This window comes from Peijinzhouia sedimentorum, assembly GCF_049340005.1.
GTDB lineage: Bacteria > Bacteroidota > Bacteroidia > Cytophagales > Cyclobacteriaceae > CAXBDP01.
This window is the reverse complement of sequence record NZ_JBMPIY010000015.1, coordinates 61562-87699: the sequence shown is the minus strand read 5'-3', so window position 1 is coordinate 87699 and position 26138 is coordinate 61562. Positions and strand designations below refer to the sequence as shown.

Sequence of the window (26138 nt, the reverse complement as noted above, 5' to 3'; positions counted from 1 at the left end):
CTTCGGCCCCTTTTTTTATGAAAAATATTTCTGCTTATATCATCTTTTGTCTTCTAATATTTGCTTGTAAAACGGCTGAAGAAAAACCATTTGATCAAGATAAATATGATTGGGAATCTCATGAACCATTTGTTACTGATTATGGCACATTCAATATGCCGAGGAGTGAGGATTTTACTTCCACACCAATAGCAATTGGTCCTGTCTCAATTCCAGAAGCATCTGGGTTGGCTTATTCAGTCAAAAACCCAGGAATGATATGGACTCACAATGATTCGGGTAATACAAATACTCTTTTCTTACTAGATGCAACTACAGGTGAAATAGTATCCCGCTATCAAATCGAAGGGACTGTCAATCTAGATTGGGAGGATATGGAAATAAGTATCAATCCGAATGATGGTGAACCCTACTTATATATCGGGAATACTGGAGATAATTCTGAAAGAAGGCCGGTGTATTCAATCTATAGATTCTTGGAGCCTGTATTTGAAGAGTCACATAGAGGGCAGAATATAAAATGGACACCAGAAGGTTTTAGTCAGCTAAATTTTAACTATCCCGATGGTAGCCATGATGCAGAGACAATTTTGGTAGATCCCGCTACACAGGATATTTATGTAGTAACAAAGAGAGATGTAGTTTCAACTCTATATGTAGCTCCATATCCACAATCTACTGATAGCAGAATTACCCTTTATAAAGCTGGACTGTTTTCATTTAGGGAAGCATCAGCCGGTAATGTGTCACTTGATGGATCTAAAGTACTAATCAAAAATCGACAAGAAATTTTCTATTGGACAAGACTCATGGGAGAGAGCATGGTAGATATGCTCAGTAGAACACCTGTAAAAGTGCCATATCTAGGTGAGCCTCAAGGGGAGGCCATCTCTTTCGATGCTAATTTCAATTATTTCACACTTAGCGAGGAGCTTAATAGCAGTGTTAAGCCTACCCTCTATAAATACGAATTCAAATCAAACTAATTTTAATTATGAAAATTACAAACTTAAGATGGATTGCATTTATTGCGATTTTTGCAGTAATGTTAATGGCATCATGTACTGATGATGAACCTACTCCAGAACCAATAGTAGAACAACCTGACGAAATTACATTCACCGATCCTTTATTATTGGCTCAAGTTAAGTTGGCATTAGGATTAGGTGCTGATGAAGATGTAAATGAAGAAAATATCCTTGAACTTGAAGAGCTCAATATTGATGCTGAAGATGATTTGACAGGGGAGTTGAGTGGAATTGCTAGTTTAGAAGGACTTGAGTTCGCTGAAAATCTTACCTACTTAAGATTTGGAGGCACAGCAGTCACTGATTTATCTCCAATTGCTGATCTGGAGAAAATCGAGTACTTGAGATTTAATGATACTGACATTACAGATATTAGCCCAATTTCAAACTATACTACTCTTACCTATTTCAATGCCAATACGGTGACAGGTCTTACTGATATTAGTCCACTTGCAGGAAATACGGGTATTAAAGAAATTATCTTAAGAGATGTTCCTTTTGGAAATGATGGAATGGCAACGATTGCAAACTTTACTAATATGTACCGAATCAATATGCGTGGTTCAGGCGTGACTGATTTGACCGTTTTGGGAGAATTAATGGCAGACGGTGCATTGTTAGATACTACTCCGGGTGCAGCTGATGCGGGAGGTGCGGATATCGATTTGAGAGGTTTATCCATAACCAACTGGTTGCCAATCCTTCCATATGTGAGTGAAATCACAACTATCGACGGTATGCCAAGCAACGACCCTGTTTCTGTTCCAGATAGCAGATTGGCCTTGCAAATCAAACTTGCCTTAGGTGTTTCAGAAGAGGTGGAATTGACAACGCTTTACATGCTTAGCCTAACAGAACTTAATCTAGATGGTGAAGATGATTTAAGTGCTAATGGAGATATTCGTGAGATTTCAGATTTGACAGGTCTTGAACATGCAGAAAACATTACTTACCTGAGATTTGGAGCTACTGCAGTTACAGATATCAGCCCAATAGCTGGTTTGACTAAGGTTGAATATCTTAGATTTAATGACACCGGTATCACTGATATCAGTGCTCTTTCAGGATATACAACGCTTACTTACTTCAATGCAAACTCTGTAAGTGGCATAACAGATATCAGCCCACTAGCAGGTAACACAGGTATTAAGGAGATTATCCTTAGAGAGGTGCCTTTTGGAAATGCTGGAATGGCTACAATCAGAAACTTCACGAATATGTATCGTATCAATATGCGAAGCACCGGTGTTACAGATATTACTGTATTAGGTGAGTTAATGGAAGCCGGAGCTTTACTTGACTCCACTGAAGGTGCCGAAGAGGCTGGTGGTGCTGATTTAGATTTGAGAGGTTTGTCTATTGAAGATTGGTCTCCAATTGAGCCATTTTTAGACCAAATTTCTAATATCGAAGGTTATTCAAACTAATAATATTATTTAATGGTAAAAGATAGCTCTTATTGTAGGGCTATCTTTTATTTTCTTTAACTTAAAAGACTTTCTAATGATCAAGATAATTCAAAGATCAATTCAATTCACGCTAATTGTAACTGTCTTGCTGATAAGTTGCAATCAACATGACAATCAAGCTAATGTTGAGCAGGAGGATTATCCTGATTCTACCAATGTTTCAGAAGGATCTCTTTATAGGATAAAGGGTGATAAGAATTTTAATACCGGGTACTCCACATTTACTGGCGATTCCTTAGTCAATGTAATTATCGAAATTCCGGCAGGAACTTTAGAAAAATGGGAAGTTGAAAAATCTACAGGAGATTTAATTCTTGATAAAAAGGACGGTGAATATAGACGTGTTAATTATTTGTCCTATCCGAGTAATTATGGCATGGTGCCAGGTACACTTTCTCCATCAGATAAAGGTGGTGATGGCGATCCTCTAGATATTTTTATCCTAGGTGAAGCTATCGAAAGAGGTTCTGTCGTTGCTTGTAAAATTATAGGTGTAATCGAGCTTTTAGATGATGGCGAAAGGGATGATAAACTAATAGCTGTAGTAGAAAATAGCCCTTTTTATCCCATTAATAACCTCACAGAATTAGAAATTAATTTCAAAGGAACTACCCAGATATTAGAAACTTGGGTTACAAATTATAAAGGAAATAATGACATGAAAGTCTTAGCGATCTCTGATGTAGATAGGGCTAAAGAAATCCTAATGCAAGCAGTGAATGATGCTAAATAAGAGGATCAGAGTTGTTGATATAGAGGTTATGGGTGTTGGGTTATGAGTTGTAAATGCCTAAATAACGTTTACCGTTTTTTTCTAACTGTTTACCATTCATTTTCAATTAATATTCTTGGGTAAGATCCATCTTCGGCCGACAGGTTGATTTGTGCATTTTCCATATTCCTCTTTCCCACGGTTGAAACTTTGGGCAATGAATATTTCACTCCGCTGGAGCTCGAAATAATGATTTTCTGTCTTGTCCGTGAAATCAGTGATTCAGACAATTGCAGTAGGATGCTAGGTTCATAGGCTGCAATCAATTTTACTTCTTGTCAATCCCAAATATTATCATCCACTTCGCCTTATTCATGCCAAAGTAAATACCTCCAATAAGCATTATAACTGCAGTAGCGATACCCACCATACCAAAGAAAGGGGTTTCTGGAATTCTTGTGAGTATTTCAGCCGCAAATGCTGCATATAGACCGACAACCGACCAATACATAAAGGAGAAATGTAGATATTTCCACGAATTAACGGGTTTTTTTGTCCAAATTGGAATCATTCCCAAGGCTATTGTAATTAGGCTGATGATTGACGTATAGTGAAAAATTCCCCATCCATTAAAGAGCCTATAAATCATAAAAGAAGTAGCAATCAATAGAGCCATGCTGAGCACATAAATGTATCCAACTTTGACATGGCTTTTGGTGCCCTTTTTCATAACAAGAACCATAAATCCCGTAATTAAAGCTAGTAATGAGGCGATTAAATGAATGAACCCATAAGTATCTCCGAATAAGTTTGCCATGTCTTAACGTTTGCTCTTTGAAAATCAGATTATAAGTATGCCTTCAACGCTTTTACATAATTCTCAAAAGCAGAAATTCCGGTTTTGGTGATTTTAATAGCTGTGTGCTGGTAATTATTTAAGAACCCTTTTTTGACTTCGATATAATTTGCCTCTTGCAATTTTTTAATTTGCACACTAATATTTCCGGAAGTAGAGCTTGTAATTTCTTTCAGCTCATTAAAATCAGATTCTCCATTTTTCACCAAATAGGAAATGATTGCTAACCGCAATTGAGAGTGTAATAAGGGGTCTAGATCTTTAAACATGTTCTTTTTTGGAATTCATTTTTAAAATTACTCCAGGTAATAGGATGGCTAAAATTCCTACTATTCCCATTACTAATGCATGTTCTTGCCATCCTATATAAAAGCAAACAAGGCCACTAAGGTTGAGAATAATTCCAGAAAAAAGTAAAATTCCACTGCGAATGGCGGCTCCAGAAATGAAGATTCCTATTCCAAGTAAAATCAAGATGATCGGGATTAGGTTTGATTGAAGAAAGGAATTGAAGAAAAAGCCTAGAACCATGATGTTTAAAGCAATAATTATCCAAGAGAATGACAAAAATCTACTTAATGGATTTGCTTTACTTGGAGCTTTTTTGGAATAATAAATTCCGGTAATGATACCACCAATTGGCATTATGAAATAAGGGTAGTAATTGATATCATATCTTTCGATTGTTAAAAGGTAATATTGACTAAATGAAGCTAAGGCAGTTAGTATTCCCCACATTATATAAATACTACCATCCTCTTGAAATCGGCTTTTAGCATGGCTTATTGTAGCCATTATAATGTCTAAGCTTTGCTCAGGCGTGAAGTTTTTAGTTGTCATTTTTTTAATTATTTGTTTTTGTTTAATGTCATTTCAAAAAATGGATACCAAGTCCCATTTCTGTTTATTTGGCCTATTTCATACCATTGACCTTTTTCATTTTGATGAATGATATATTTCATTTCATCATTTAAGTACCAGTGAAATTTACCATCAATCAATTCAGCTTTGTATTCACCGGATTTACCATCGAACAAGTAGGATCGGAATATGTAATGCTTCTTTTCTTTATCGTAAGTAATGATTGCCATGGCATTGTGGATTACTTCTCCATTTGCTTTGCCTAATCCTTCTACCAGAATAGCCGTGCCATCTAGTTTGTATTGAATGTTCTCAGTTTGATCAAATGTATGTTTTTGCATATCTGCACCCATAGACCAGCCTGACCCTTCCCATTGGCCGACCATAAAATCAAGTTTAACCATTTCTTGCTGTAATTCTTCATCAACACTTGGCGTTTGTGCATTTCCAAAATACCCAAAAGCTAGGATAAGTAAGCAGCTTAAAAGTGTCTTTTTCATTTTGTTGAATATTTTAATTACTCCCAAAAGTAAAGTAGTTTAAATTATAAACAAAATATTTAGCAATTATTTTTTCTATGGCTTAATAAAGCTGGTATTCCTATTTATATTGGCTATCCATTGTATTCTCATTCTTTAAATATCGACTTACTATGAAACTATCACCAATCTTTTTTTCAGTCATACTCATAATATTCATGTCGAATTTCGCTCTAGCACAAAAAGCCCAATTCCCAATAGTCAAAGGTTATGGAGGGATTTTCGATATTCCTGATGCAGTCGAAAAGCCTGATCCGAGCATGAAATATAGAATAGTAGTTGATATTGTTACCGCAGATCAGGATCCTAAAGTGCTTTCAACATCTCTAAATAATGTGGCTAGAATGATTAATATCCATGCAATAGGAGGGGTTCCTAAGGAAAATATTGAAGTAGTATTGGGTATTCATGGTATGATGGCATTTGCTATTCAAGATAACGAATCCTACAAAAAGCGCTATGGAGTGGATAACCCAAATCTGGGTCTGCTCAAAGCACTGGATGAGGCAGGAGTAAAAATGTTTGTTTGTGGCCAATCGATGGTTGCCAGAAATATCCCAAAGGAGACTTTAGCTCCGGAAATCAAAATTGCAACATCAATGCTCACTGTACTGACTACCTACCAACTTAAGGGATACGCAGCATTTAGATTCTAATTATTAGTTGCAAGTACTTGGGTTTGTATTGCCAACAAAGCTAGGTGATTCCAATCCATTGATTCTGAAAATCTTGTCGAGCCTAATCCTGAGGTTTGAATTCAGCATTAGGTATTCGACTTTATCCTCGATAGTGATAGTTTTGATATAGTCTTCAATGAATTGCATTTGATTTTGCTCATTCATATAATAAATTGAGCAGAGTTTTCCTTGGGTTGCAAATGCTTCGAAGTTATCGTAAAAGTTGCAATCTATGGGTCGATATTCGGTTTTCATATTTCTTGTGTGAAGCTTTGAAACAATCTGAACTCCAATTTAATTTACATCCAGAGTCATAAATTAGTCAACTTTCATCATGCGCACGTAGAAACCAGCTCCTCTATTTGCAAAGTGTCGACCAACTTCATCTACGCCGGCTGTTAAGTAGCAATACCAAGCGCCAATAGGGTAGTTTTCGCTCGCCAGCCAATAGCCTGTACTTTTACCAAGGTCATAGAAGCTACCATCGTGGAATCTATATCCTCCCGCCAATCCATTGAAGCCGGAACTGTTATTACCAGCTCCATTTTCACCATCTACGGCTTCCCATGTTTCTAATCCTTTTAGCTTTTTACCCGCTATTTCATAGCCTCCCAGCTCATTGTTCAGTTCAGTCCAATCTTCTCTAAAGGGAATTGCCCAACCTTCTGGAACCAATCCTCTTCTGTCATTTACCGCGTACCAATTGTAGATTTTGCCATATTTTTCACCATTTGCGGGATCATTTTCATAGTAAGACCAAACCGCTTTTCTGGTAAGACTGGCTTGTTCCCATTCCTCTTTGGTTTTTGCTTCCGGGATAGCATCCCCATTTCTGAATGTACTTACATTGAGATTTTTAGTTGCCCATTTTTGCTCACCTATTTGTACTACATCTTGTGCAGACGATTTGAAATTTACAATTGAAGCAAAAAGTAAGATTAAGAATAGGTTTTTCATTGGTGGTTAAATTGTCTAAAAATAGAAAGAATGATTACAAAGATAATGTAACGGGAAGTATGGAGAATGTTTATTGAAATTTTACGAATGGAAAACCAAAGGTTTAGATCAAAAAAAAACTCTCAATTTGAGAGTTTTTAAGTGTTTTCATTCATTCAGTTTTGTCAAAAAAGCGGGAGGATATTAACCTACTCCTAAATGACGTAAGTGAGAATAATGAGAGGCTACAGCAGCCCTTACTTTCGGAAATTCGATGTAAGGAATATTGTAATCTCTACAAGTTTCCTTTACTATTTTACTTATTTCAGGATAGTGTATATGCGAAATATTCGGGAACAAGTGATGTTCGATTTGGAAATTCAATCCACCGGTAAACCATGACACAATCTTGTTTTTAGTAGCAAAATTTGCAGTTGTTTTCAATTGGTGAATTGCCCATTCGTCGTCAATCTTTTGAGCAACATCTGGGATTGGAAAACTTGCTTCTTCTACGGAATGCGCCAACTGGAATACCAAACTAATAAGAACACCAGTGAACAACCCAAATATTAAGAAACCGACCAACCAAGGCACTAAACCAACAAAATAGATTGGAACTAATACAAAGGATACTAAGAAGAAAGCCTTGAATCCCCAAAATGAAATATGATCTGATACCTTCATTTTCTTGATAGGGATATCTCCAACTTTGCCTGTAAAGTACTTTTTGTAATCGGTGAAAAATACCCAATATAAATACAATAATGAGTACGCAGCAATAAAGTAGTAATGCTGGAATTTATGAATTTTATAATGCTTCTGATTTTCGCAGAGCCTTAAAAAAGGTCTTGCATTGAGGTCATCATCTACTTCATCTATATTGGTATAAGTATGGTGGATTACATTGTGTTTTGTTTTCCACATAAATACATTGGCACCAACAAAGTTGAGTGACAAGCCTGCTAGGTTATTTACCCATTTGCGAGAGCTAAAACTACCGTGAGCTCCATCGTGCATTATATTGAAGCCAATACCCGCAACGATTGCGCCGAGTAAGATGCATTCAAATATGGCTAAAGCAACAGGAGGGGTGAAGAATACTAAATGAACATAAACTGCAATAAGGCTAACTACAAGTATTATTGCCTTTGTATAGAGTTTGATATTTCCTTTAGGTTTTGCATTAATTTCAACAAAGTAATTGTTGATTCTTTTTTTCAAATCGGCATGAAACGACGTGCCATTAGAAGCCAGAAATTTTGGTGTTACCATTCAATAAAATTAAATTAAATAAAAGCTTAATCAATTTTATTGAAATCGATTAAGTTGTACAAATATAGGCAAGCAAAATTTCTTTTTTTGTCAGAATTTGATGAATTGCACATATCCTTACACGAGAACAAAACTATTTACAAAAAAGGTCAGAACGCCTCTCTTATATTATAAGTATATGTTTTCAGAATTAGTCTCTGCCAATCTCAATTTTATGCTGCATTAGTAATGCAATGTTTTTGGCTCTTAATAACGCTTCATCAGCTTTAGCACCTGAAAAGTTTTCATAGATTGTTTGCTCCCATAATTTCAACCAAACTTCAAAATGCTCTGGATTTAATGGGCTCTTATGATCTAGCTCAATATGCTTGATCATCGGATTTCCCTTATAAGTATTGCTACCTAATAGCACCGAGTTCCAAAAGGAGTTCATAATTGGGATATGCTTCTCCCAAGATAAGACTACCACATCAGTAAAAAAGTAGCCAATGTGTTCATCATTTATTACTTTCTTATAAAACTCATCAATGAGCAATTTTATATCTTCTGGAGCTTGGATATCTTTCATTTTATAAGGCTGATTTTCAGGGTTTTTCAGTTGTTAATTTTTGAAGCTCTAAGCCTAAGTCAAATTGTAGATCCTCATCCAATTTGCTTATGGCTGCATTGACCTTTTTCAGTTGGCCTTGGTACATGTTTTCAATTACGCGCATTCGGCTAATATGAAATCCCTTTTCTTGCATCCTTTTGCAGAAATGAATTCTTATTTCAGCTTCAGTTTCTTTGAGTCCGGAGTACTTGATATATCGATCCATAAAGCGAATCACTTTGCGTAAAGCTTTTTTGGTCAAATACATATTGCCTTTAGAGACTTCTTGCATTTGGCTATCAATCTCCTCTTTTAGGGCTTGAATAAATCCATTTTCGTTGTGTGCTTCGAATAGTAAATAGCTAAGTAATTCTTTATTTTCCTTTTTGTACCGAGCCAATCGCAAAACCAGGCTTAGCAAGATTTCTTTATCTAAGTGGCCAAGTTCTTTCTTGATTTCATGTAAACTCGATGCATTCATTAATTCAAATTTTTAGCTAATTTTTAAGCATAAAGTTAAGGCATTATTAGGCATAAATCCCTCCCGCACCATTATCAACCAAAATGTCCAGACAATAATTTTCTTTACTCTCAATTATTCAATTTGAAATAAATCAATGGATTGCGCTATTTTTTCCACAAAGACCTGATTCTGCCGCGGAAGGAGTTTTGACATGATACTCTTTTGCCGTCAATAAAGAATGAAAAGCTTTATATGGCATTAGCCTTAATTGATGTCTTAGGAGTAAGATGAGCCTGGGAAATCGATTTGGCTATAGCAGGATTGAAAAATCGCTTAGGAATTGGAGAATAGTCTATATAGCGATTACAACGAAAGTTTAACTTCAATATTCCAGCGCATTTCAAATGGATAAATTATTTAGACCTCCTAAAAACTAGTCATCACCTGAAAGCGAAAGTCATTTCTTTGTTGACCTTGGATGCGCTCTAGTCCTGAGCCGATGATGTCTCGATCGAAATAGCGGCTGCGAGCCCATTTGAGCCACACAGAGGTGTTGCGGGTGAGTTTGTATTGACCAAGCAGATAGGTGCGAATACCCTCACCAAAATAGGCGGGAATGGAGAATGCATACAGCACATCTCGCTCAAATACATATTGGCGATTGTCATAATCATCCGTATCGAATAGGGCTAGGCGTGAGCTTAGACGAAATTTACCAAACTGCCAATTGAGATCTTGCACCAAGGTCATCCCTTTAGTAAATGAAGTTCCCAATTCATAAGTACTCCATTGCAATCTTGATCGCAGCTGTAGGTTTTCATTATTGCCAAATTCTACATTCATAATGTAGTTTCGCTTGAGTCCTTGCGGCACTAGGTTGAGTGAAGTGCTTTCCGAACTAAAATTTCGGGCCTTGGATTCTTCTCTGGCTTGGAAATATAGGTGAACATTTTTACTCGGTGTATAGGAAATCCTCGCTAAATATTCATGCCCTTTAGAAGGCGCATCTACTCGAAATCTAAGCCAAGGAAATTCAAATCGGTCTGCATACACCGCCATTTTCAGTTTTCTGTTTGGTGTAAATTTCAAACCCATATAAAAGCCTTCTTCATTGATGTTTCGACTATTTTCACTGAAGCCAGCGGCATAGAAGCTATGGAAATTCGTATCGAATTTGCGATGAAGAATGGCTGCTTCTAATGTGGTGCTGAGCCCAGCAAGTACCCCATTGACCATTCCAATTCCTCCGCTTGATGAGGTGGCTACTTCGCCAAAAAAGTTGAAATTATCGAATGCATAAGAATAGTATGCGCTGGCATTGAAATTCTGTTTACCGTTAAATTCAAATCGATTGTATAGTCGGTCTTGTCGCTGAAGCGGGAGGCTGTATTGCGTGTGCATTGCGGTAGCACCTGCGAGCCAAGCACCTTTAGGATCTTTGTAGGTAATATTTGCGCCAGTAATTCTTTCGCCAATTTTGCGCTTACCGTCAATTTCACTTTCGGTTCGGTGGAAACCACTTGAGCGAATGGAGGAAATAAAAAGCTCTGAAAATTCATCGGCAAGTTCACCTTCCGTTTCTCCAATTGTTGCATCACGTCTTGCCCCGGAATAAAAGCCTGTGATTAAGAAATCACCTGCTTTGTAAGTAGCTGCTGCACCACGAAAGTAGCCATCTTCCAGTACTGAGGTGTAAGGTCGAATGCCTGTGTGACCACGCCTAATGGCGGTGATAGTTTCTGCGCCTTTGCCAACAAAAAAACCTGCACCAAGCAAAAGCCCTTGCCCAAATTGCATCTGATAATCGCCCAGAGCTAGCGTTTGCCAATTGCCTTTATTTTGGAGCATTAGATGGTAGGACCAAAAATCAAATCCATAAGTTTTTTGCTCAGGATTCCATCCGAAGGTTTCGCCGGGGTCTTTTTCTGCGGTAAAACCTATGCTATAATCGCCCGCCTTAGTACTTCGAAAGCGCATGTATATTTTATTGGGATCGCCGGCATATCGGCTGCTCAACCTCCCGCCCGAAAGCGTGTCTGCCGGGGTATAGCCGCGCTTTGTTTCCAAGGTTCTTTCATAGCGAACCATTAAGTATCTATTCTCGCTATTGATTATTCTATTCAATAATGAACCTTCATTTGCAGCCTTTTCTTCCAATGTCACAAATGGCAATAATTTCTCAATAGATTCCAGCGTAAAACCAGGCACTGCTTGCAATTCATAAATGGAAAGAAGTGCTCCGAAATTTTCACGATAAGTAAGGAAATTATTGATTTCAATTGGGCCAAGCACATAAAGCGAGCGCAACTCCTCTCCTGTGGCAGTGTTGAGATTCAGTGGATTCAGATAATATTGAAGCAATTGTTCATAGATATCTTCATAATTGATGTCCTCATCTTGTATAGGAAATAGGTTTTCGATAAAAGCTTCAATGTCCAAATTATCCTTTTGCAATCGCTGCGCCTCAAGCGATAAAGCGGATGAAATAAGCAATATGATTATTATCACAAACCTCATTATTCATCTTTTTGGAATTTAAGCGCAAATGAAAACTGATGAATATAGCCTAAGAGAATATGACGCTGCATGGCATAATCGACCTGCCAGATATCACGACGAAAACCCAATCCAAAATGTGGCGCGCTGGGTTCGGTTTGATACCCAATTCTTAGAAATAGAATTTCTCTCAGCAAATACTCCAAACCGATTTTCCCATTGACTGGAAAGTTGAGGTCTTTTTCGACTTCTACATTGGCCATTATAGAAGTTGTAGGCCGGTACGACAATCCGGCTGAAAGTAGAGTGGGGAGTGTTTCTTCAGAAAAGCCTTGAAAACTGGCTTGTGAAATATTCCTGGCAAAGGCTCCAAAAAATACTTCAGGTGTGAGCTCTGCAATACCGCCGAAATCGACGCTTAATAAGCCTCTTCGGCCAAAATTTAGAATATTGAATTGATCATAATTGGCTCGGATGCCAAGGGAAGCAATTCCAAATCTATTGGCATAGCTTGCGCCTACACGTTGCACATTGAAGTGCTCGGCACCAAAGCGAGTGAGAGAGAGGCCGCCAGCGCCGAAGTGAAGCGGGAGGGAAATACCTGCCGAAATGGTACTTAATTCAGTCAAGCCAAATCGGTGTTCAAATGAAGTGTTGGCTGTAATGGAGGATAATTCGGCAATGCCAGCGGGATTATTGAACAATGCATAACTGTCCGCAATGGTGGCCACAGAATGAGCCATTCCTGCCCCTCGGCTACTAATACGATAGAAGGTATCCTGTTGGGCAAAAGTTGAATTGCAAAGAGTGATCAACGATATAAGAAAGAGTAATCTCATTTCTTACCGATTGGTGATGATTAAAAATAATGATTCTGCAAGAAAATATGAAATTTCCGATTGAAAAATATGCTTTCAAAGCTAAGGTGACTAAAAATCTGCTCTGAAATTTAAGTATAAACCTTTGCGACCCGTATTGTTGAGAGAGTATTCTAGTCGGAATACTACGTCGTAAAAGGTGACAAAATCCAGCCCCATGCCGTAGCCCAGTAAATAGCGATTGATTAAGCGCTGGTTGGCTGGATAGTACAGTTGGTTATTGACCACGCCGGAATCCACAAAAGCTTTGAGATAAAATGCAAATGGGATAGTGCTAAATGGCGTTCTATGAAATGGTTTGGGTAAAGTGTATTGACTGCTAATCAGTCTTTTTTTGATGGTTGTTTTTTGCAGTAAATATTGCTGTCCTTCTATCAAATCCAATTCGTAGCCGCGCACATAATATTGGCGGAAACCTAATGCAATAAAGCGATTGTAAGGTTGCTCTGCACCAAAATAGGCTTTGGCAGAAGCGAATCCTGATAAGTAATAGCCTTTGCCCAAATCGTAGAATCTGGCATAAGAAGCAGTTACTTCCGTATGATTTATTTCATCGAAAATACCCAGTCCAAATTTTTCGACTTGTAGGTTGAGCAACGAGCCGCTAAGTGGATATGCTATAATATCTCTAAAATCGCGACGAAACTGATAGGCTGCATAAAAGTAGCGTTGGTTGGTTTGCCCATCCGGGCCAAGATAATTGGGATTGATCTCGGCAATGGAGTCTAGCACTTTGGTATATCCATAGCGAAGACTAAAATCGTGGAAGCTGTAGAAATTGGGTCTGTAGGTATAGGTTGCGCCTGAGGTGAATATTTCTCGAGCCGTTTCTCTAAAGTCTACAAAGCGCTGCACATGATCGATGGTTTCTACACCTACGATGTTGTTTCGGGCAAATAATGCAGAAACACTTATTCCATGCTTCTGAGTTTTATCGATATAGGGCAATCGGTATTGGATGTCGTAGCGACGCGTAAAGCCTTGCTGCAGATTTACTCTCAGTTTGTCATTACGTCCGGTGAAGTTGTCGTGAAATGTGCGGATGCCGTAGCTTATCCGTTTGAGATCGCCGCCTTGGTTTACAATCCAATCACTAAAGTTACGATCGGCCAAGCTTATAAAGGGTACTGGCAAAATATACCATCGCTCGACCACTTTGATGACCAAAAGGACTTTTTGCTCATCCAGGTTGAGCAAGTTGAATTCTACGGTTAGGAAAAGCCGGGTATTAAAAACTTTGCGTTGATCGAGCACCATTTTTTCGTGGAGGTCTACCATCGTGTAAATGGAGCCTTTGTCGATTTGGAGCTCACGAAGGATTATTTCCTCCCGCGTTTTTTCATTCCCGACTACAAAGATATTGTCAATGTAAACTTCCTTATTAGACTTGATTAAAGTGCTGTCGGCAAAGCTATTTACTCCATCAGACTTTATTTGCGCTTGAACGGCAAAGCTGAGCAGATTTACGAAAACAAATAGAAAAAGCCCTTTGCGCACGCGATACAATTTTTAAACTTTCGCAATAATACAAATATCTATTGGCATGGATAAGCTTAAGAAATTGAATTTATGTGATTCATTATTAGTTTACCGTATTGAAACGCTCAATATCCAATTGATTCCTTTGCAGCTGCCGACCAACAATGAAATTTAATATACTCTCATTTCTCCTTTTGATTCCAATCAGGTTTTATCAATATGTGATATCACCCTTATTCCCAGCGGCTTGTCGATATCAACCCACATGCAGTGTGTATGCAGTGGAGGCGATCAAAAAGCATGGGCCTTTTAAAGGATTTTGGTTAGCCGTAAAGCGAATTGCTAGATGCCACCCTTGGGGTGGTCATGGTCACGATCCTGTTCCTTGAGTTTTTTTGCTGATCGAATAAGCTCTAAATAATAGGAAGAAGCCAACTAGGATAAGCGGAATACTGAGCAATTGTCCCATATTGAGCTGCATGCTATCCTCAAATTCAACTTGATTCTCTTTCATAAACTCCAGCATAAAGCGGGAGGACCAAAGAACGACCATAAATACACCAAAGAGCAATCCGTCCGGTAGCTTCGCTCTGTTGCGATTCCAAATGCCATAAAGGATAAAGAATAAACCGAGATAAGCAGCAGCCTCGTAGAGTTGTGTTGGATGCTTGGCAATTCCTTGTACAGTAACTATTGCAGTGAAAATTCCACCACTTTGAGTGATACGAAAGTTGAGCGGCTGATCATTGCTTTGGATAAAATCTTCTTGTAGGGTAGGAGAGTTGACAAAAAGCGACTTCAATTCCAGCTCCAAAAATTGCCTTAATTCATCTTCAGTATAATTGCCTCTCTTGAATTCAATTTCAAAATCCACAGGGATGATTCCTTCTTGCAGTTGATCTGTAGAGCTGCCTTTGCTAGCTTCTACATTTTCGATTACTTGGAATCTTCTTTCCATCAAGTTTTCTGCATCTCTGGCGAATACAACCCCATAATCCATATTGGTCGTTTTACCGCCAATTTCAGAATTCATGAAATTACCCATACGAATCATACAAGCTGCAAGGGCGACTACAATCACGATTCTATCTATAATCCACAACCAAGATTGACCTTTGGTGCGTTTTGCATAATAATAAAGAGCTAATAGGATACCAATAGCAGCGCCATGACTTGCCAAACCACCTTCCCAAGTTTTGAGAATATCTATAGGGTTACTAAGGTAGCGTTGAGGTTCATAGAAAATTACATGGCCGAGACGAGCGCCTAGTACGGTACCAATGACCATATACATTGTGAGCCTATCTACATCAGAAACAGGCTTTCCTTCCTTGCGGAAAATGTGAGTTACAATAAAATAACTCACCACAAAACCACCTGCAAATAACAGACTGTACCAGCGAGGGATATTTAAGCCATTGAAAACTTCCGGACTGGGATCCCAAACGATTTGTGATAATAGTAGGTCGATCATGGGGCTAAGTTAATGGATTTGCTAAATAAAATTTAAGCATTTTCTAATTCCTTGAGCTCTTGCTCGAAGCCTGAACTCAATATTGGAAAACGACACCAAGTTTTTGGGTCGATATTGAAATCATCTAAGTGGAATGAAGGTGCAGTTCGCTCTCTTTTCCATTGCGATCTCGACCATAATTGGAAGAATTTCTTAACTGATTGCTTCAAATAGTGGCGATCATAATCCAATTCCAGATCAAGTATTTCAAGCACTTCGATTGGCGACCGTCTAGCTAAAATGGCATGTCTTTCAATCTCGACCAATAGATTGTATGGCATCAGATCAGCTTCATCGGATTGAGACAAGCTTTGTGGTCTGAGCTCAGCGGTTGGATTTAGGGAATTTACCATTTCCAGTCCGCTGTAGCCAAGGCTTTTTTCAGCCCAAATAAGCCATTCTCGCACAAATGACTTATCAACTCCCGAAATTGGGGCAATACTTCCGCTGCTGTCGCCATCCATTGTTGTATAGCCTACATCGCCTTCGCTTCGGTTGGAGGTGGTGATTAGCAAGGAGCCTTTGATATTGGTGAGCATCCAAATAAGCGGAGAGCGGAGTCTCGCTTGGATGTTTTGCAAGGCAATATCATCTTGCTGCCAAGTAAGTTTTCTGCCCAGCACTTTTTCCATGGTAGAGTTCATGGACTCAAGCTCGGATTGGATGCTCCAATTATGAAACTTAGCACCAATGGACTCAGCCAATCTTTTGGCCGCTTCGAAAGTGGAGTAAGATGAATTGTCTGTAGATTGATAGGCCAGATCTAACAGATGTGAAGTGATGGAGAAAGTATTCAATTGAGGATTCTCAGTGAGTATATCCTCCCGCCCCATTTTTTTCAAGAAAGTATTGAGGCCAAGTTCTTCCACGCCACGTCTGATCATTTCGGTGACCAAAACGGCACAGGTGGCCGAATCAGCTCCACCGCTTAGTGAAATCACAAAGCCTTTGCTTTTACTTTTTCTTAGATAATCATACAAAGCAAGGGTGGTCGCTGCTATAAACTCCTCGTTTTTAGATTTGATAGGCGAAATTTTTCCTTTGCTATTTTCCGGGTTATCAAAATCGATATCGGCAAATGAGATATTATGATTTTTGAAGGAGAGCAATTCATTTTTGCTAATGAGTTTGCCTTTTTGGGTAATCATAATTTCGCCATCATAGATCATACGACCCGCTTCATTGCCCAAAAGATTGGCGTAAATGAATGTGCAATCGAATTTTTGAGAACTCCAATTCATTAATTCCTCCCGCAAAAGGGATTTGCCTATAGCAAAATGCGAAGCCGATGGATTCATGATGATGTCCATTCCTCTTTTTTGCAATTCATATCCTGGGCGAGCTTCGCCTCTCCACGAATCTTCGCATATTTCGAAGCCTATTTTTTTTCCACCCACTTCATACGTCACATCTCCAAATGGATAGGATTTGCCTTGAAACTCGAATTGGATCACTTGGTGGCGAGGCCAGGGAGTAAACCAGCGAAATTCATAATGAACGCCATCAATCGCCATAAACTGCTTGGCAGTGAAGCCTTTGATTTCGCCATTTTCGATAAAACAAATGCAATTGTATTGCTTGCCTTCGATCTGAATAGGCAGGCCTACGCTAAGCGCAATATTTTGAGATTGTTCTACGATTTTTGGCAATTGAGCCAAGGCTTTTTTGTCGAGCCAGTCGCTTAGGAAAAGGTCTTCGCAGCCATAGCCTGTAATGCACAATTCAGGTAGGCAAAGGAGCTTTATTTGCTGGGCTTTGGCATCTTCAATGGCCGAAATGATATTATTGGTATTGTGCTCCCAGGCGAGTGGGATTTGGTTTACGCTTGCACCTGCTATTCTCATACGTTGCAAAGGAAAGGGTTTTAGATCAAATTGAGAACTTCACAAGACTTTTTGGCGGCATCTTGTTCCGCTTTCTTTTTACTGTAACCAAATCCGGTACTGATAGGTTGGTCGTCGATGGACAATTGAGCCGTAAATTCGTTGTAATGCTTGGATTGATTGATACTGATAATATCAAACTGAGCTTTTTTGCTTTCCTTTTGCGCCCATTCAATGACCACACTCTTGTAATTTAAAATGCTATTTATAAGCAAGTTAAGATCGAAATGCGGCTCAAGAATTTTGCGTAATATAAACTTCTGGCAAGCTGCATATCCTTTGTCTAAATACACGGCTCCAATTATCGCTTCTAAGGAATCGCCCAATACACTTTTATGACTCTGGCCATTTTTGGTAAATCGATTATCCAATTCCAAAATGGCCGATATGCCCATTTTGCGTGCGATCAAATTGAGGGATTCGCGGTTTACAATTTTCGAGCGGATTTCGGTTAGGAATCCTTCGTCTTTGAAAGGGAATTTCTTGAACAAATGCTCTGCGACCACCATTCCCAAAACTGCATCTCCAAGATACTCAAGTCTTTCGTTGGAATCTCTAGAACCATTACAATTGATTTGAGCCACTGATACATGCTTCAATGCCAACTTGTAAGGCGCAATATTCGATGGTTTGAAACCCGTCAAAAGTTTGATGGCTTCGCATAACTCCTTATCCTCCGAAGGAAGTAAGTATGAAAGGCCTGGAAGCTTTTTGAGAATCGGGATCACTACCCTTCAAATTTTTTGAATATAATAGAGCAGTTATGCCCTCCAAAACCAAAGGTGTTGCTCAAAGCAATTTTAACCTCCCGCTTTTGGGCTTTGTTGAAGGTGAAATTTAGTTTTGGATCGAAGGTATCATCATCTGTAAAATGATTAATCGTAGGCGGTATCAATTGGTTTTTGATGGCCATGATACTCGCAATTGCCTCTATGGCTCCAGCAGCACCCAATAAGTGCCCTGTCATGGACTTGGTGGAGCTTATATTTAATTTATAAGCATGCTCACCGAATATTTTTTGGATGGCCAATACTTCACTTACATCTCCAAGAGGCGTGGAAGTACCGTGCACATTAATGTAATCAACTTCTTCCGGTTTGATTCCCGCATCGCGTAATGCATTTATCATCACATTTGTAGCGCCTAGTCCTTCAGGATGTGGTGCGGTAATATGATAAGCATCGGCACTCATGCCACCGCCAATTAGTTCGGCGTAAATTTTGGCACCTCTAGCGATTGCGTGATCATAAGATTCTATAATAAGCGCGCCTGCGCCTTCACCAAGTACGAAACCATCTCTGTCCTTATCGAAAGGGCGGGAGGCAGTTTCAGGACTATCATTCCTTTCGGACAAGGCCTTCATGGAATTAAATCCACCTACTCCGGCTTCTACCACTGCGGCTTCCGAACCACCCGAGATCACCAAGTCAGCCATTCCTAAGCGGATATAATTGAATGAATCAATCAATGCGTTGGTTGCCGAAGCACAAGCTGAAACGGTAGCGAAGTTTGGTCCTCTAAAACCATATTTGATTGAAATATGCCCAGAGCATATATCCACAATCATTTTAGGAATAAAGAATGGATTGAATTTAGGTGTACCATCACCTGCAGAGAAATAAGCCACTTCGTCTTGAAAAGTCTTAAGGCCTCCAATTCCTGATCCCCATATCACTCCACATCTGTCCAGGTTGACGGTATTTAAGTCTAGACCTGAATCAATTATAGCTTCGTCGCAAGCGACCATTGCATATTGTGTGAATGGATCCATTTTTCGCGCTTCTTTGCGATCAAAATGGTCATTGGGATCCCACCCTTTTACTTCGCAAGCGAATTGGGTTTTGAATTTTTCAGCATCAAATCGGGTAATAGGAGCAGCACCGCTGACTCCATTTGCAAGCCCTTCCCAAAAGGTAGGAGCGGTATTTCCAATTGGGGTCAGGGCGCCAATTCCTGTTACTACGACTCTTTTCAAAGACATGAATTTCTTTTCGGTGTGTGTTTAATTACTTGGCGTTTGCCTCAAGGTACGTGATGGCATGACCAACAGTAGAGATGTTTTCTGCCTGATCGTCCGGAATAGAAATGTTAAATTCCTTTTCGAACTCCATGATCAACTCAACTGTATCGAGTGAATCAGCACCAAGATCGTTGGTGAAGCTTGCTTCGTTCGTAACTTCAGATTCTTCAACACCGAGTTTGTCAACGATGATGGCCTTTACTTTTTGTGCTATTTCAGACATTTTATAAATATTTAGATTGAACTCTCTGCAAAGAAATACATTTAATGATTTATTGTCAAACAATTTTTTCAAACTTCATAGCTTTACGAAATTGCCACCATATTAATTTTCCCTAAAGTCATTACCCATTTTTGTAGTAGAACGTAGATAAGTACATGCCAAGTCACAAGCTATTTTCACCCATTTCCGATGATTACCTTTTGATAGGGATAGTGAGTGCATGTAAAGATTACAAACTAGCATGGTTGCTCAATAAAGAATTAAAAATCAATTTGATAAAACAAAAACCCATTGGATTAGAACTTCAAGATGAGCAAATTTTTTGGTTACATCACTTTATTTTTAATACAACTAACGGTTATTTAAGACTGCTACACAATAAATGTGAAAAACAAAGCTCGCAAGCATTTGTCTATTTACTACCTGAATACAGAAAATTTGACTTTTTTTTACAAATCGACGACAAAGGCTTATCCTTCGATACAAAATCTATCATTTCAAATCTGAAAAGCTTAGAATTTATCCAATATCTTGTCGAAATTGAGCCCATCAAGCAAAGAGTAAAAGAAACTCTGATGTTCTGATTTGCAATTAAGTATTGCTATTTTTGCCCTTGATGAGATTGCCCTATCAATTTATATCATCAACATAATGGCTAACTGTTACACGTACAATTCAGCCAAAAATCGAATAAAGAATAACCAATTTTATTATGGAAAACATTGTTTTTAACAAGACCAAGATAGTTGCAACTGTCGGGCCTGCAAGTAACTCAAAAGAGATGCTACGCAGATTAATTCAAGATGGGGTAGATGTCTTTCGTTTGAATTTTTCGCATGGTACGCATGAGCAACATGCCGAAGTGTTTCAATTTATCCAAGAGCTCAATGAAGAGTTAGGTACTAATATAAGTGTACTGCAAGATTTGCAAGGCCCTAAAATCAGAATCGGTGATTTGGATGGCGGCGAAGTATTTCTTGAAAAAGGCGCACAATTAATTATTACCACAGACGAAGTGCTGGGTAATGTAAATATGGTAAGCACCACTTATCAGGGAATCATCAACGATGTGAAGGTTGACGATGCTATTCTAATAGACGATGGAAAAATTGAGCTAAGAGTAGATAAAGTAGAAGGCACTAAAATTTACACCACTATCAAATACGGTGGCAGTCTAAAACCACGCAAAGGCATTAATCTACCTTACACTAAAGTATCGGCTCCTTGCCTTACCGAGAAGGATTTGATTGATCTTGAATTTGCCCTTAAATACGAAGTAGAATGGCTGGCATTGTCATTTGTTCGCAGACCATCCGATATAAATGAGTTGAAGGAATTGATTGCCAAAGCAGGAAAAAACATCAAAGTAATTGCAAAAATCGAAAAGCCTGAAGCGCTAGAAAATATCGATGAAATAATTGATGCTGCTGATGGCTTGATGGTAGCCAGAGGCGATTTGGGTGTGGAGATTATGATGGAAGAAGTGCCCATGACGCAAAAGATGATCGTGAAGAAGTGCAACAAAAAGAGCAAGCCGGTAATTATTGCTACCCAAATAATGGAAAGCATGATTACCAACCCAAGACCCACCCGCGCCGAAACCAATGACATTGCCAATGCGATATTAGATGGTGCCGATGCATTGATGCTTTCTGCTGAAACCGCAGCTGGCAAATATCCGCTCGAAGTAATCAAGAGTATGAGCCGTACCATTACGTCTGTAGAATCTCAGGCCGATATTTATGACAAGTTCGATAAGGTAGATCCAAAGTCACCGACCTTCTTCAACGATAATATTGTGTTGACAGCTTGCAAATTGAGCATGGACACCAAAGCAAAAGCGCTGATAGGTATGACCAAATCCGGCTATACGGCCTACAAGCTTTCTGGATGCCGTCCAAAAGCAAACATTTTTATATTCACCGCAAATAGGCCAATGCTCAAAACCATGAATTTGATATGGGGCGTTAGAGGCTTTTATTATGACTCTACCGTAAGTACAGATCAAACTTTTGCAGATATAGAAAAGATATTGGTAGATAATGGCCATCTCAAAAGCGGCGATGTATTTATCAATACCGCCAGTATGCCGATCAGAGAATTTGGTAGAACCAATATGCTAAAGCTGAATATTGTAGAATAAAAGCAAAAACTCACAAACTAATAAAAAGCCTATCGCTGATAAATAAATTCGGTGATAGGCTTTATTGTTTTTGGGCGGGAGGATAGGTGAATTACTAATTTCTTACAGGCTTGCAAAGACCCTATTGGTTTTATGTTAGTTGGATATTTAACTTGAATAGCATATGTTTATAAGGAAAATTATTTCGTTTATTGATTAACGTCTGTGACCTTTTTAACCTTGAACAGGTTTTTATAAGCATATTTGGTTTATGTAAAATTGAAACAATATGAAAATATCAATTTTGTTATTATTTATTTTAGGAGTAAATCTGTCCGAACAAGACAATATTAATAAACTTACATCTGAATTAAATTTGGAGGAATTAGCCTTTGGAGCGAATATAGCTTCAAATATTACAGTGGAACCAAATATTCTAGGAAATGGAACTTTTGACGCAAATTTTAAAATTAAGAACAAAATTTTCGAAAAAGTAAATTATAACTACGACCAAAATAAAAAGCTTCAAGGAGTCACTTATTACTTTAGAAATTTCAGATCTATTGATAAAAATGCTTCTGCTATTTATCAAATATTAGAGAGGTTATTTGGGCCAGCCAATAAAGAGTTCAAAGAAGGATTTGAAAATGTTTATTCTTTTGAAAGTAAAGATTTTGAAATAGACTTAAGAGTAAAGTATGGATACTTTGCAAAGTTTAGTGGGCTAACCATCCGAAAAATTAATATTATCATCAAAAGGGAATATGATGAATTTTCAAAAATCATTTATTTGACTCCTCAAAATAATTCTTTATTTCTGTATACAGAAAATGGAGATGAATTATCAGTCGAGTTTATTGGCACAATAAAAAGTAATGAAAAGAAATTGTTAATGAAAATAGGTTCTCAAAGTAAGAATTGGAAATTTCTAGAGGAAATAATAGTTCTAACATCAGATGGTGAAACAGAAAGGTTTGAGCTCTCAACTAATCGAGAAGTTAACCCCTATGTTCCGATCACGGAAGAGAGGGCATTGTTTGAAATACCACCAAGATTAATTGAAAAAATAAACTCCATTGACGATGTTAAATTCAGGATCAAAGGTGTAAATAATTATGATTTTAGATTGGGACAAATGCAGTTTCAAACATATTTGAAAATATTAGATGCGCTTGAAAAGGAATAGCATAGCTCCTAAGAATTAAGGAAGGAGTTAAGCAAATTAGTTATTTGAGAACTCTTTACTCTGTTCTGATACTAAAAAATAGGAACCTATTTTCGAAAGTATATTAGTTTTTTACTAGAATTCGAAATTCTGTTTATACTGATGAATGATTTAAATCTATATCCAATAGAATTTATGCCAATACTCTCTCAATAGCAAATGGATTTGATAAAATTAAGTTTTTTGGTAAAAATTGAATCTTTAATTTACTCATTCATAAGTTCAAACGATAGCAAATTCAAGTGAACACCTTTTAGTAAATGAAAAATTGAAAAAGGAGTTAATTTGAATTATAATAATATCTATAGGTTTTTTTACATATTTAAATTTTAGAGTTTTCTAACCTTGTTTAAGATGAGCCAAGTAAGATTGATAACTTATATGAAATTATAGCAGACTAATGTTTTTTAAAACAATAACTTTTTCAGATACATTTATTGCTTTTGATAACCCAACGAGAGCGCTTTTGTAAATTCTAATTTCTTTTAAGTTTCTTGCAATCCTATTTCTCAAGGTATAGCTTTATTGGATGGATGCAATAAAGGTTTAAGGTAATCATTTAAGATATACTTGGATAAATGGGTACTATATTTCACTCAAAATTGAGATGACTTTTTAAGATCAATCATTTAAAATTAGAATTGATAATGTTAAATTCAAGAAGAAGGACTTTGAGGATTGTGGGACTTTATTTCTTGAGTTTACTAATGCTCAGTATTTATTGGTACATGTCCAACTCTACGGAGCTTAATGACTTTCTGGTGAAATCTGATAGATTACGAACAGATTGGGGACTTGAATTTTATGCTATACTTGGGCTCATTCAATTTGGACTTTTGACTGTAGGTATTGCGATTCCTTTCATCTTGACAGCTTTTTTAGTGCTTAAGAAAGAAAATTGATAGACTCGGACTTACTAATGAAGACCTAACTCTCGAAATTAGCCAGATTTAAGGGTTTTTTATTTTCGTTAGTCAGAACCTTAGAAACACGACACAATGAATAGAGCGTTAAAAGGACTTTTGATTTTTTTCGGAATAATATTGTTCCTTTTCGGTGGATTTTACCTTTTCCTTCATATCGCTTTTGACGGGATATTCACAGGCCCATCTTATGACAAAAATGACCTCATTGAGAATTACGAAGCACGGACAGACGAAATTCTTGATGTGAAAAACTACTACAAATCTATTCTTCCAGATGGAGCAATTGTGCTGATAGAATTTGACAATGACAAAGAGTTAGGCATTTTTCACGTAAAGGCTGACAGTATCTATCAAAGCAATTGGAATCTAAAAATTAAGTTGTCTAAAGTAGACTCTTTACTAACCGAACTAAATTGGACAACGAAAGAATTAACAACTTTAAAAGAAAAATTGGACAACGCAAACTGTATATCGATTTCAGGCAAAAATCCTGTTGTCATAGGTTGGCAAAGAAGTGGAATGGGAAAATTTAGCTACAATATTTTCGACAGTGATTTAGAGAAAGATAAAATTGAAGAATATAATGACGGCTGTACTTACATTTTTTATAAGGACAATATAGTTTTGGAATATGGTGGTGGCGCAATTGGACCTCAATGTTTTCCAGAATTTTAACAAAACAAAGACGAATAATGAAAAAGGCAGCCCATAACAGCATCTACCCAAAAGTGGCGGTTCAGTGGTTAAATGAAGCCTTTGTGCATCTATCATAGTTTATGCTTGGTTGACAGTGAAGTGCTTCGAAATCGCCACCTTCGGGTAGCTGCAAAACGTTACAAGCAACCGTATGACGACCGAAACAAAATATGATAACAAAGAAAAAAATATTAATTACAGGACTAACTTTAATAACGACAACATTAATCGTAATGGGACTATTTGACTTTTTAAAACCAAAATCTAACAGTGGACAATTTGTTAGTGAGACTGCATTCAATAGCAACCGTGAGAACCAAATGCAAATGACACCACAGACACTTGACCAATTAAGAAAACTTAATGTTACGGCAGATAAAGAATTAAAACTTGAATATTTCTTTTACACAAACACAGCCGAGAAAGCTGAACAATTGGCGACAGAGATTGGCAAACTAAATTATACAGTTGAACACGGTGTTTCCGCTGGAGACAAGAAATTATTTATTGTAACAGGCTGGACAACTCAAATGAAAATGGCAGACGAAGTTGTAAAACAGTGGACAAAACAAATGTGTGAACTCGGCTACAAGTTCGACTGTGAATTTGACGGTTGGGGAACAGACCCTAGTCAAAATGACAAAACAGAAACAACCCAGAACTCATTTGAAGATTTAAGAAATATGGCGTTTTCAGCAACACCCGAACAACTTGGACTTTCATTACCGACAGATAAGACTGTTGTTTATGGAGTTGTAATGGATTGGGAAACGGGCGGTGCAACAGCTACAACAGTTTCCTATCAAACTGGAGACGCAAGTTTATATTTAAGTTCTGGCGGTGGTGTAATTGGTGGCGGACAACATCAAAACGTGAATAGTGCTGCGAGAAAATTCGTGACTTTAGCACAAACCTTTCTCGGCAAGACAACTAAAACAGAAACAACATCTTTGCCATCAACAGACGAGGTGAAATTTTACCTTTTGACAAACAAAGGCATTTACGTGGGACAAGAGATAATGAAGAATTTTGAAAATAATTCATCGTCTTGGCTAAAATTATTTGAAGAAGGAAATAACGTATTAACAGAACTTCGCAAGACAAGTGAAAATTAAATTGGACATAGCGGACAAAAGAACGGTAGCTTGTAACAGGCGTTTGGCAAAAAAGCGGGTTCAATGCTTAAATGAAGCTTTGTGCTTCGTATCAAGTTCAGTGCTGGCAGAAAGTTTGCGCTTTGAAAACCGCTTCTTCTCCTAGTGCCAAAACGTTATC

General features: G+C 37.9%; 28 protein-coding genes. 11 read left to right on the top strand and 17 right to left on the bottom strand.

From position 1 onward, the window contains the following. Positions 1-17: 17 nt before the first annotated feature. From ACOXY8_RS16180 to ACOXY8_RS16170, 3 genes are all read left to right on the top strand, one after another. A complete protein-coding gene (locus ACOXY8_RS16180; RefSeq protein ID WP_458332657.1) occupies positions 18-986 on the top strand; it encodes a hypothetical protein in 969 nt (322 codons plus the stop codon). Between the two features lie 8 nt (positions 987-994). Continuing rightward, a complete protein-coding gene (locus ACOXY8_RS16175) occupies positions 995-2455 on the top strand; it encodes a hypothetical protein (protein ID WP_458332656.1) in 1461 nt (486 codons plus the stop codon). A gap of 76 nt (positions 2456-2531) precedes the next feature. Continuing rightward, complete coding sequence (locus ACOXY8_RS16170) at positions 2532-3230, top strand: inorganic diphosphatase (protein WP_458332655.1); 699 nt, start codon at positions 2532-2534, stop codon at positions 3228-3230. 307 nt (positions 3231-3537) lie between these two features. On the opposite strand, the gene ACOXY8_RS16165 is transcribed toward ACOXY8_RS16170, so the two are convergent. From ACOXY8_RS16165 to ACOXY8_RS16150, 4 genes are read right to left on the bottom strand one after another with little or no spacing between them, the layout of a single operon-like run. Further along, the gene (locus tag ACOXY8_RS16165) at positions 3538-4026 is read right to left on the bottom strand and encodes a DUF2306 domain-containing protein (RefSeq protein WP_458332654.1); all 489 of its coding nucleotides are present in this window, start codon (positions 4024-4026) and stop codon (positions 3538-3540) included. 29 nt (positions 4027-4055) lie between these two features. Then, positions 4056-4334 (bottom strand): winged helix-turn-helix domain-containing protein, encoded by a 279-nt coding sequence (locus ACOXY8_RS16160; protein ID WP_458332653.1) that lies wholly within the window; start codon positions 4332-4334, stop codon positions 4056-4058. Further along, entirely contained in the window at positions 4327-4905 is a 579-nt protein-coding gene (locus ACOXY8_RS16155; RefSeq protein ID WP_458332652.1) for a hypothetical protein, read from the bottom strand. Before ACOXY8_RS16155 ends, ACOXY8_RS16160 begins: the two co-directional genes overlap by 8 nt. Before the next feature lie 8 nt (positions 4906-4913). Next, positions 4914-5426 (bottom strand): hypothetical protein, encoded by a 513-nt coding sequence (locus tag ACOXY8_RS16150; RefSeq protein ID WP_458332651.1) that lies wholly within the window; start codon positions 5424-5426, stop codon positions 4914-4916. A gap of 197 nt (positions 5427-5623) precedes the next feature. Here ACOXY8_RS16150 and ACOXY8_RS16145 point away from each other — a divergent pair, with 197 nt between their 5' ends. Further along, positions 5624-6121, top strand: a complete 498-nt coding sequence (locus ACOXY8_RS16145) for a DsrE family protein (protein ID WP_458332650.1) — start codon at positions 5624-5626, stop codon at positions 6119-6121. Positions 6122-6124: 3 nt separating this feature from the next. Here ACOXY8_RS16145 and ACOXY8_RS16140 read toward each other — a convergent pair whose 3' ends face one another. The 8 genes from ACOXY8_RS16140 to ACOXY8_RS16105 form a co-directional block, all read right to left on the bottom strand. After that, positions 6125-6397 carry a hypothetical protein gene (locus ACOXY8_RS16140; RefSeq protein ID WP_458332649.1) on the bottom strand — a complete coding sequence of 91 codons (273 nt, stop codon included), beginning with the start codon at positions 6395-6397 and terminating at the stop codon, positions 6125-6127. Positions 6398-6460: 63 nt separating this feature from the next. Continuing rightward, the gene (locus ACOXY8_RS16135; RefSeq protein ID WP_458332648.1) at positions 6461-7099 is read right to left on the bottom strand and encodes a fibrobacter succinogenes major paralogous domain-containing protein; all 639 of its coding nucleotides are present in this window, start codon (positions 7097-7099) and stop codon (positions 6461-6463) included. A gap of 183 nt (positions 7100-7282) precedes the next feature. Then, a complete protein-coding gene (locus tag ACOXY8_RS16130) occupies positions 7283-8350 on the bottom strand; it encodes a fatty acid desaturase family protein (RefSeq protein WP_458332647.1) in 1068 nt (355 codons plus the stop codon). Between the two features lie 190 nt (positions 8351-8540). Further along, entirely contained in the window at positions 8541-8918 is a 378-nt protein-coding gene (locus ACOXY8_RS16125; protein WP_458332646.1) for a group III truncated hemoglobin, read from the bottom strand. Between the two features lie 16 nt (positions 8919-8934). Then, complete coding sequence (locus ACOXY8_RS16120; RefSeq protein ID WP_458332645.1) at positions 8935-9420, bottom strand: hypothetical protein; 486 nt, start codon at positions 9418-9420, stop codon at positions 8935-8937. A gap of 408 nt (positions 9421-9828) precedes the next feature. Continuing rightward, on the bottom strand, positions 9829-11919 hold the full coding sequence (locus tag ACOXY8_RS16115) for a ComEA family DNA-binding protein (RefSeq protein WP_458332644.1): 2091 nt from the start codon (positions 11917-11919) through the stop codon (positions 9829-9831). After that, on the bottom strand, positions 11919-12737 hold the full coding sequence (locus tag ACOXY8_RS16110; RefSeq protein WP_458332643.1) for a hypothetical protein: 819 nt from the start codon (positions 12735-12737) through the stop codon (positions 11919-11921). Before ACOXY8_RS16110 ends, ACOXY8_RS16115 begins: the two co-directional genes overlap by 1 nt. 90 nt (positions 12738-12827) lie before the next feature. Then, on the bottom strand, positions 12828-14273 hold the full coding sequence (locus ACOXY8_RS16105; RefSeq protein WP_458332642.1) for a BamA/TamA family outer membrane protein: 1446 nt from the start codon (positions 14271-14273) through the stop codon (positions 12828-12830). 146 nt (positions 14274-14419) lie between these two features. Between ACOXY8_RS16105 and yidD the strand changes: the two genes are divergently transcribed. Next, on the top strand, positions 14420-14644 hold the full coding sequence (yidD, locus tag ACOXY8_RS16100; RefSeq protein WP_458332641.1) for a membrane protein insertion efficiency factor YidD: 225 nt from the start codon (positions 14420-14422) through the stop codon (positions 14642-14644). Here yidD and ACOXY8_RS16095 read toward each other — a convergent pair. From ACOXY8_RS16095 to ACOXY8_RS16075, 5 genes are read right to left on the bottom strand one after another with little or no spacing between them, the layout of a single operon-like run. Beyond that, complete coding sequence (locus tag ACOXY8_RS16095) at positions 14626-15729, bottom strand: prolipoprotein diacylglyceryl transferase (RefSeq protein WP_458332640.1); 1104 nt, start codon at positions 15727-15729, stop codon at positions 14626-14628. The two genes, yidD and ACOXY8_RS16095, sit on opposite strands and share 19 nt — an antisense overlap. Before the next feature lie 32 nt (positions 15730-15761). Then, positions 15762-17612 (bottom strand): NAD(+) synthase, encoded by a 1851-nt coding sequence (nadE, locus tag ACOXY8_RS16090; protein ID WP_458332639.1) that lies wholly within the window; start codon positions 17610-17612, stop codon positions 15762-15764. 20 nt (positions 17613-17632) lie between these two features. Beyond that, entirely contained in the window at positions 17633-18379 is a 747-nt protein-coding gene (gene rnc / locus ACOXY8_RS16085; RefSeq protein ID WP_458332638.1) for a ribonuclease III, read from the bottom strand. After that, positions 18379-19632 (bottom strand): beta-ketoacyl-ACP synthase II, encoded by a 1254-nt coding sequence (gene fabF / locus ACOXY8_RS16080; protein ID WP_458332637.1) that lies wholly within the window; start codon positions 19630-19632, stop codon positions 18379-18381. The genes rnc and fabF overlap by 1 nt, the downstream gene beginning before the upstream one ends. 25 nt (positions 19633-19657) lie before the next feature. Then, positions 19658-19894, bottom strand: coding sequence for an acyl carrier protein (locus ACOXY8_RS16075; protein ID WP_458332636.1), 237 nt, complete (start codon positions 19892-19894; stop codon positions 19658-19660). Positions 19895-20049: 155 nt separating this feature from the next. Here ACOXY8_RS16075 and ACOXY8_RS16070 point away from each other — a divergent pair, with 155 nt between their 5' ends. From ACOXY8_RS16070 to ACOXY8_RS16045, 6 genes are all read left to right on the top strand, one after another. Next, the gene (locus ACOXY8_RS16070) at positions 20050-20478 is read left to right on the top strand and encodes an IPExxxVDY family protein (protein ID WP_458332635.1); all 429 of its coding nucleotides are present in this window, start codon (positions 20050-20052) and stop codon (positions 20476-20478) included. A gap of 128 nt (positions 20479-20606) precedes the next feature. Then, positions 20607-22037 (top strand): pyruvate kinase, encoded by a 1431-nt coding sequence (gene pyk, locus ACOXY8_RS16065; protein ID WP_458332634.1) that lies wholly within the window; start codon positions 20607-20609, stop codon positions 22035-22037. A gap of 268 nt (positions 22038-22305) precedes the next feature. Next, entirely contained in the window at positions 22306-23202 is an 897-nt protein-coding gene (locus tag ACOXY8_RS16060) for a hypothetical protein (RefSeq protein ID WP_458332633.1), read from the top strand. A 686-nt stretch (positions 23203-23888) separates the two neighbouring features. Further along, positions 23889-24143: a hypothetical protein gene (locus ACOXY8_RS16055; protein WP_458332632.1), complete on the top strand. Its 255-nt coding sequence runs from the start codon at positions 23889-23891 to the stop codon at positions 24141-24143. 96 nt (positions 24144-24239) lie between these two features. After that, positions 24240-24842, top strand: a complete 603-nt coding sequence (locus ACOXY8_RS16050) for a hypothetical protein (protein ID WP_458332631.1) — start codon at positions 24240-24242, stop codon at positions 24840-24842. A gap of 191 nt (positions 24843-25033) precedes the next feature. Then, entirely contained in the window at positions 25034-25978 is a 945-nt protein-coding gene (locus tag ACOXY8_RS16045; RefSeq protein WP_458332630.1) for a ribonuclease E inhibitor RraB, read from the top strand. The last annotated feature ends 160 nt before the right edge of the window (positions 25979-26138 follow it).

Excerpts from the sequence above, each read along its gene's own strand:
- ACOXY8_RS16180 (WP_458332657.1), top strand. The coding sequence starts at position 18 with ATGAAAAATATTTCTGCTTATATCATCTTTTGTCTTCTAATATTTGCT.
- ACOXY8_RS16175 (WP_458332656.1), top strand. The coding sequence starts at position 995 with ATGAAAATTACAAACTTAAGATGGATTGCATTTATTGCGATTTTTGCA.
- ACOXY8_RS16170 (WP_458332655.1), top strand. The coding sequence starts at position 2,532 with ATGATCAAGATAATTCAAAGATCAATTCAATTCACGCTAATTGTAACT.
- ACOXY8_RS16165 (WP_458332654.1), bottom strand. The coding sequence starts at position 4,026 with ATGGCAAACTTATTCGGAGATACTTATGGGTTCATTCATTTAATCGCC.
- ACOXY8_RS16160 (WP_458332653.1), bottom strand. The coding sequence starts at position 4,334 with ATGTTTAAAGATCTAGACCCCTTATTACACTCTCAATTGCGGTTAGCA.
- ACOXY8_RS16155 (WP_458332652.1), bottom strand. The coding sequence starts at position 4,905 with ATGACAACTAAAAACTTCACGCCTGAGCAAAGCTTAGACATTATAATG.
- ACOXY8_RS16150 (WP_458332651.1), bottom strand. The coding sequence starts at position 5,426 with ATGAAAAAGACACTTTTAAGCTGCTTACTTATCCTAGCTTTTGGGTAT.
- ACOXY8_RS16145 (WP_458332650.1), top strand. The coding sequence starts at position 5,624 with ATGTCGAATTTCGCTCTAGCACAAAAAGCCCAATTCCCAATAGTCAAA.
- ACOXY8_RS16140 (WP_458332649.1), bottom strand. The coding sequence starts at position 6,397 with ATGAAAACCGAATATCGACCCATAGATTGCAACTTTTACGATAACTTC.
- ACOXY8_RS16135 (WP_458332648.1), bottom strand. The coding sequence starts at position 7,099 with ATGAAAAACCTATTCTTAATCTTACTTTTTGCTTCAATTGTAAATTTC.
- ACOXY8_RS16130 (WP_458332647.1), bottom strand. The coding sequence starts at position 8,350 with ATGGTAACACCAAAATTTCTGGCTTCTAATGGCACGTCGTTTCATGCC.
- ACOXY8_RS16125 (WP_458332646.1), bottom strand. The coding sequence starts at position 8,918 with ATGAAAGATATCCAAGCTCCAGAAGATATAAAATTGCTCATTGATGAG.
- ACOXY8_RS16120 (WP_458332645.1), bottom strand. The coding sequence starts at position 9,420 with ATGAATGCATCGAGTTTACATGAAATCAAGAAAGAACTTGGCCACTTA.
- ACOXY8_RS16115 (WP_458332644.1), bottom strand. The coding sequence starts at position 11,919 with ATGAGGTTTGTGATAATAATCATATTGCTTATTTCATCCGCTTTATCG.
- ACOXY8_RS16110 (WP_458332643.1), bottom strand. The coding sequence starts at position 12,737 with ATGAGATTACTCTTTCTTATATCGTTGATCACTCTTTGCAATTCAACT.
- yidD (WP_458332641.1), top strand. The coding sequence starts at position 14,420 with ATGAAATTTAATATACTCTCATTTCTCCTTTTGATTCCAATCAGGTTT.
- ACOXY8_RS16095 (WP_458332640.1), bottom strand. The coding sequence starts at position 15,729 with ATGATCGACCTACTATTATCACAAATCGTTTGGGATCCCAGTCCGGAA.
- nadE (WP_458332639.1), bottom strand. The coding sequence starts at position 17,612 with ATGAGAATAGCAGGTGCAAGCGTAAACCAAATCCCACTCGCCTGGGAG.
- fabF (WP_458332637.1), bottom strand. The coding sequence starts at position 19,632 with ATGTCTTTGAAAAGAGTCGTAGTAACAGGAATTGGCGCCCTGACCCCA.
- ACOXY8_RS16075 (WP_458332636.1), bottom strand. The coding sequence starts at position 19,894 with ATGTCTGAAATAGCACAAAAAGTAAAGGCCATCATCGTTGACAAACTC.
- ACOXY8_RS16070 (WP_458332635.1), top strand. The coding sequence starts at position 20,050 with ATGCCAAGTCACAAGCTATTTTCACCCATTTCCGATGATTACCTTTTG.
- pyk (WP_458332634.1), top strand. The coding sequence starts at position 20,607 with ATGGAAAACATTGTTTTTAACAAGACCAAGATAGTTGCAACTGTCGGG.
- ACOXY8_RS16060 (WP_458332633.1), top strand. The coding sequence starts at position 22,306 with ATGAAAATATCAATTTTGTTATTATTTATTTTAGGAGTAAATCTGTCC.
- ACOXY8_RS16055 (WP_458332632.1), top strand. The coding sequence starts at position 23,889 with ATGTTAAATTCAAGAAGAAGGACTTTGAGGATTGTGGGACTTTATTTC.
- ACOXY8_RS16050 (WP_458332631.1), top strand. The coding sequence starts at position 24,240 with ATGAATAGAGCGTTAAAAGGACTTTTGATTTTTTTCGGAATAATATTG.
- ACOXY8_RS16045 (WP_458332630.1), top strand. The coding sequence starts at position 25,034 with ATGATAACAAAGAAAAAAATATTAATTACAGGACTAACTTTAATAACG.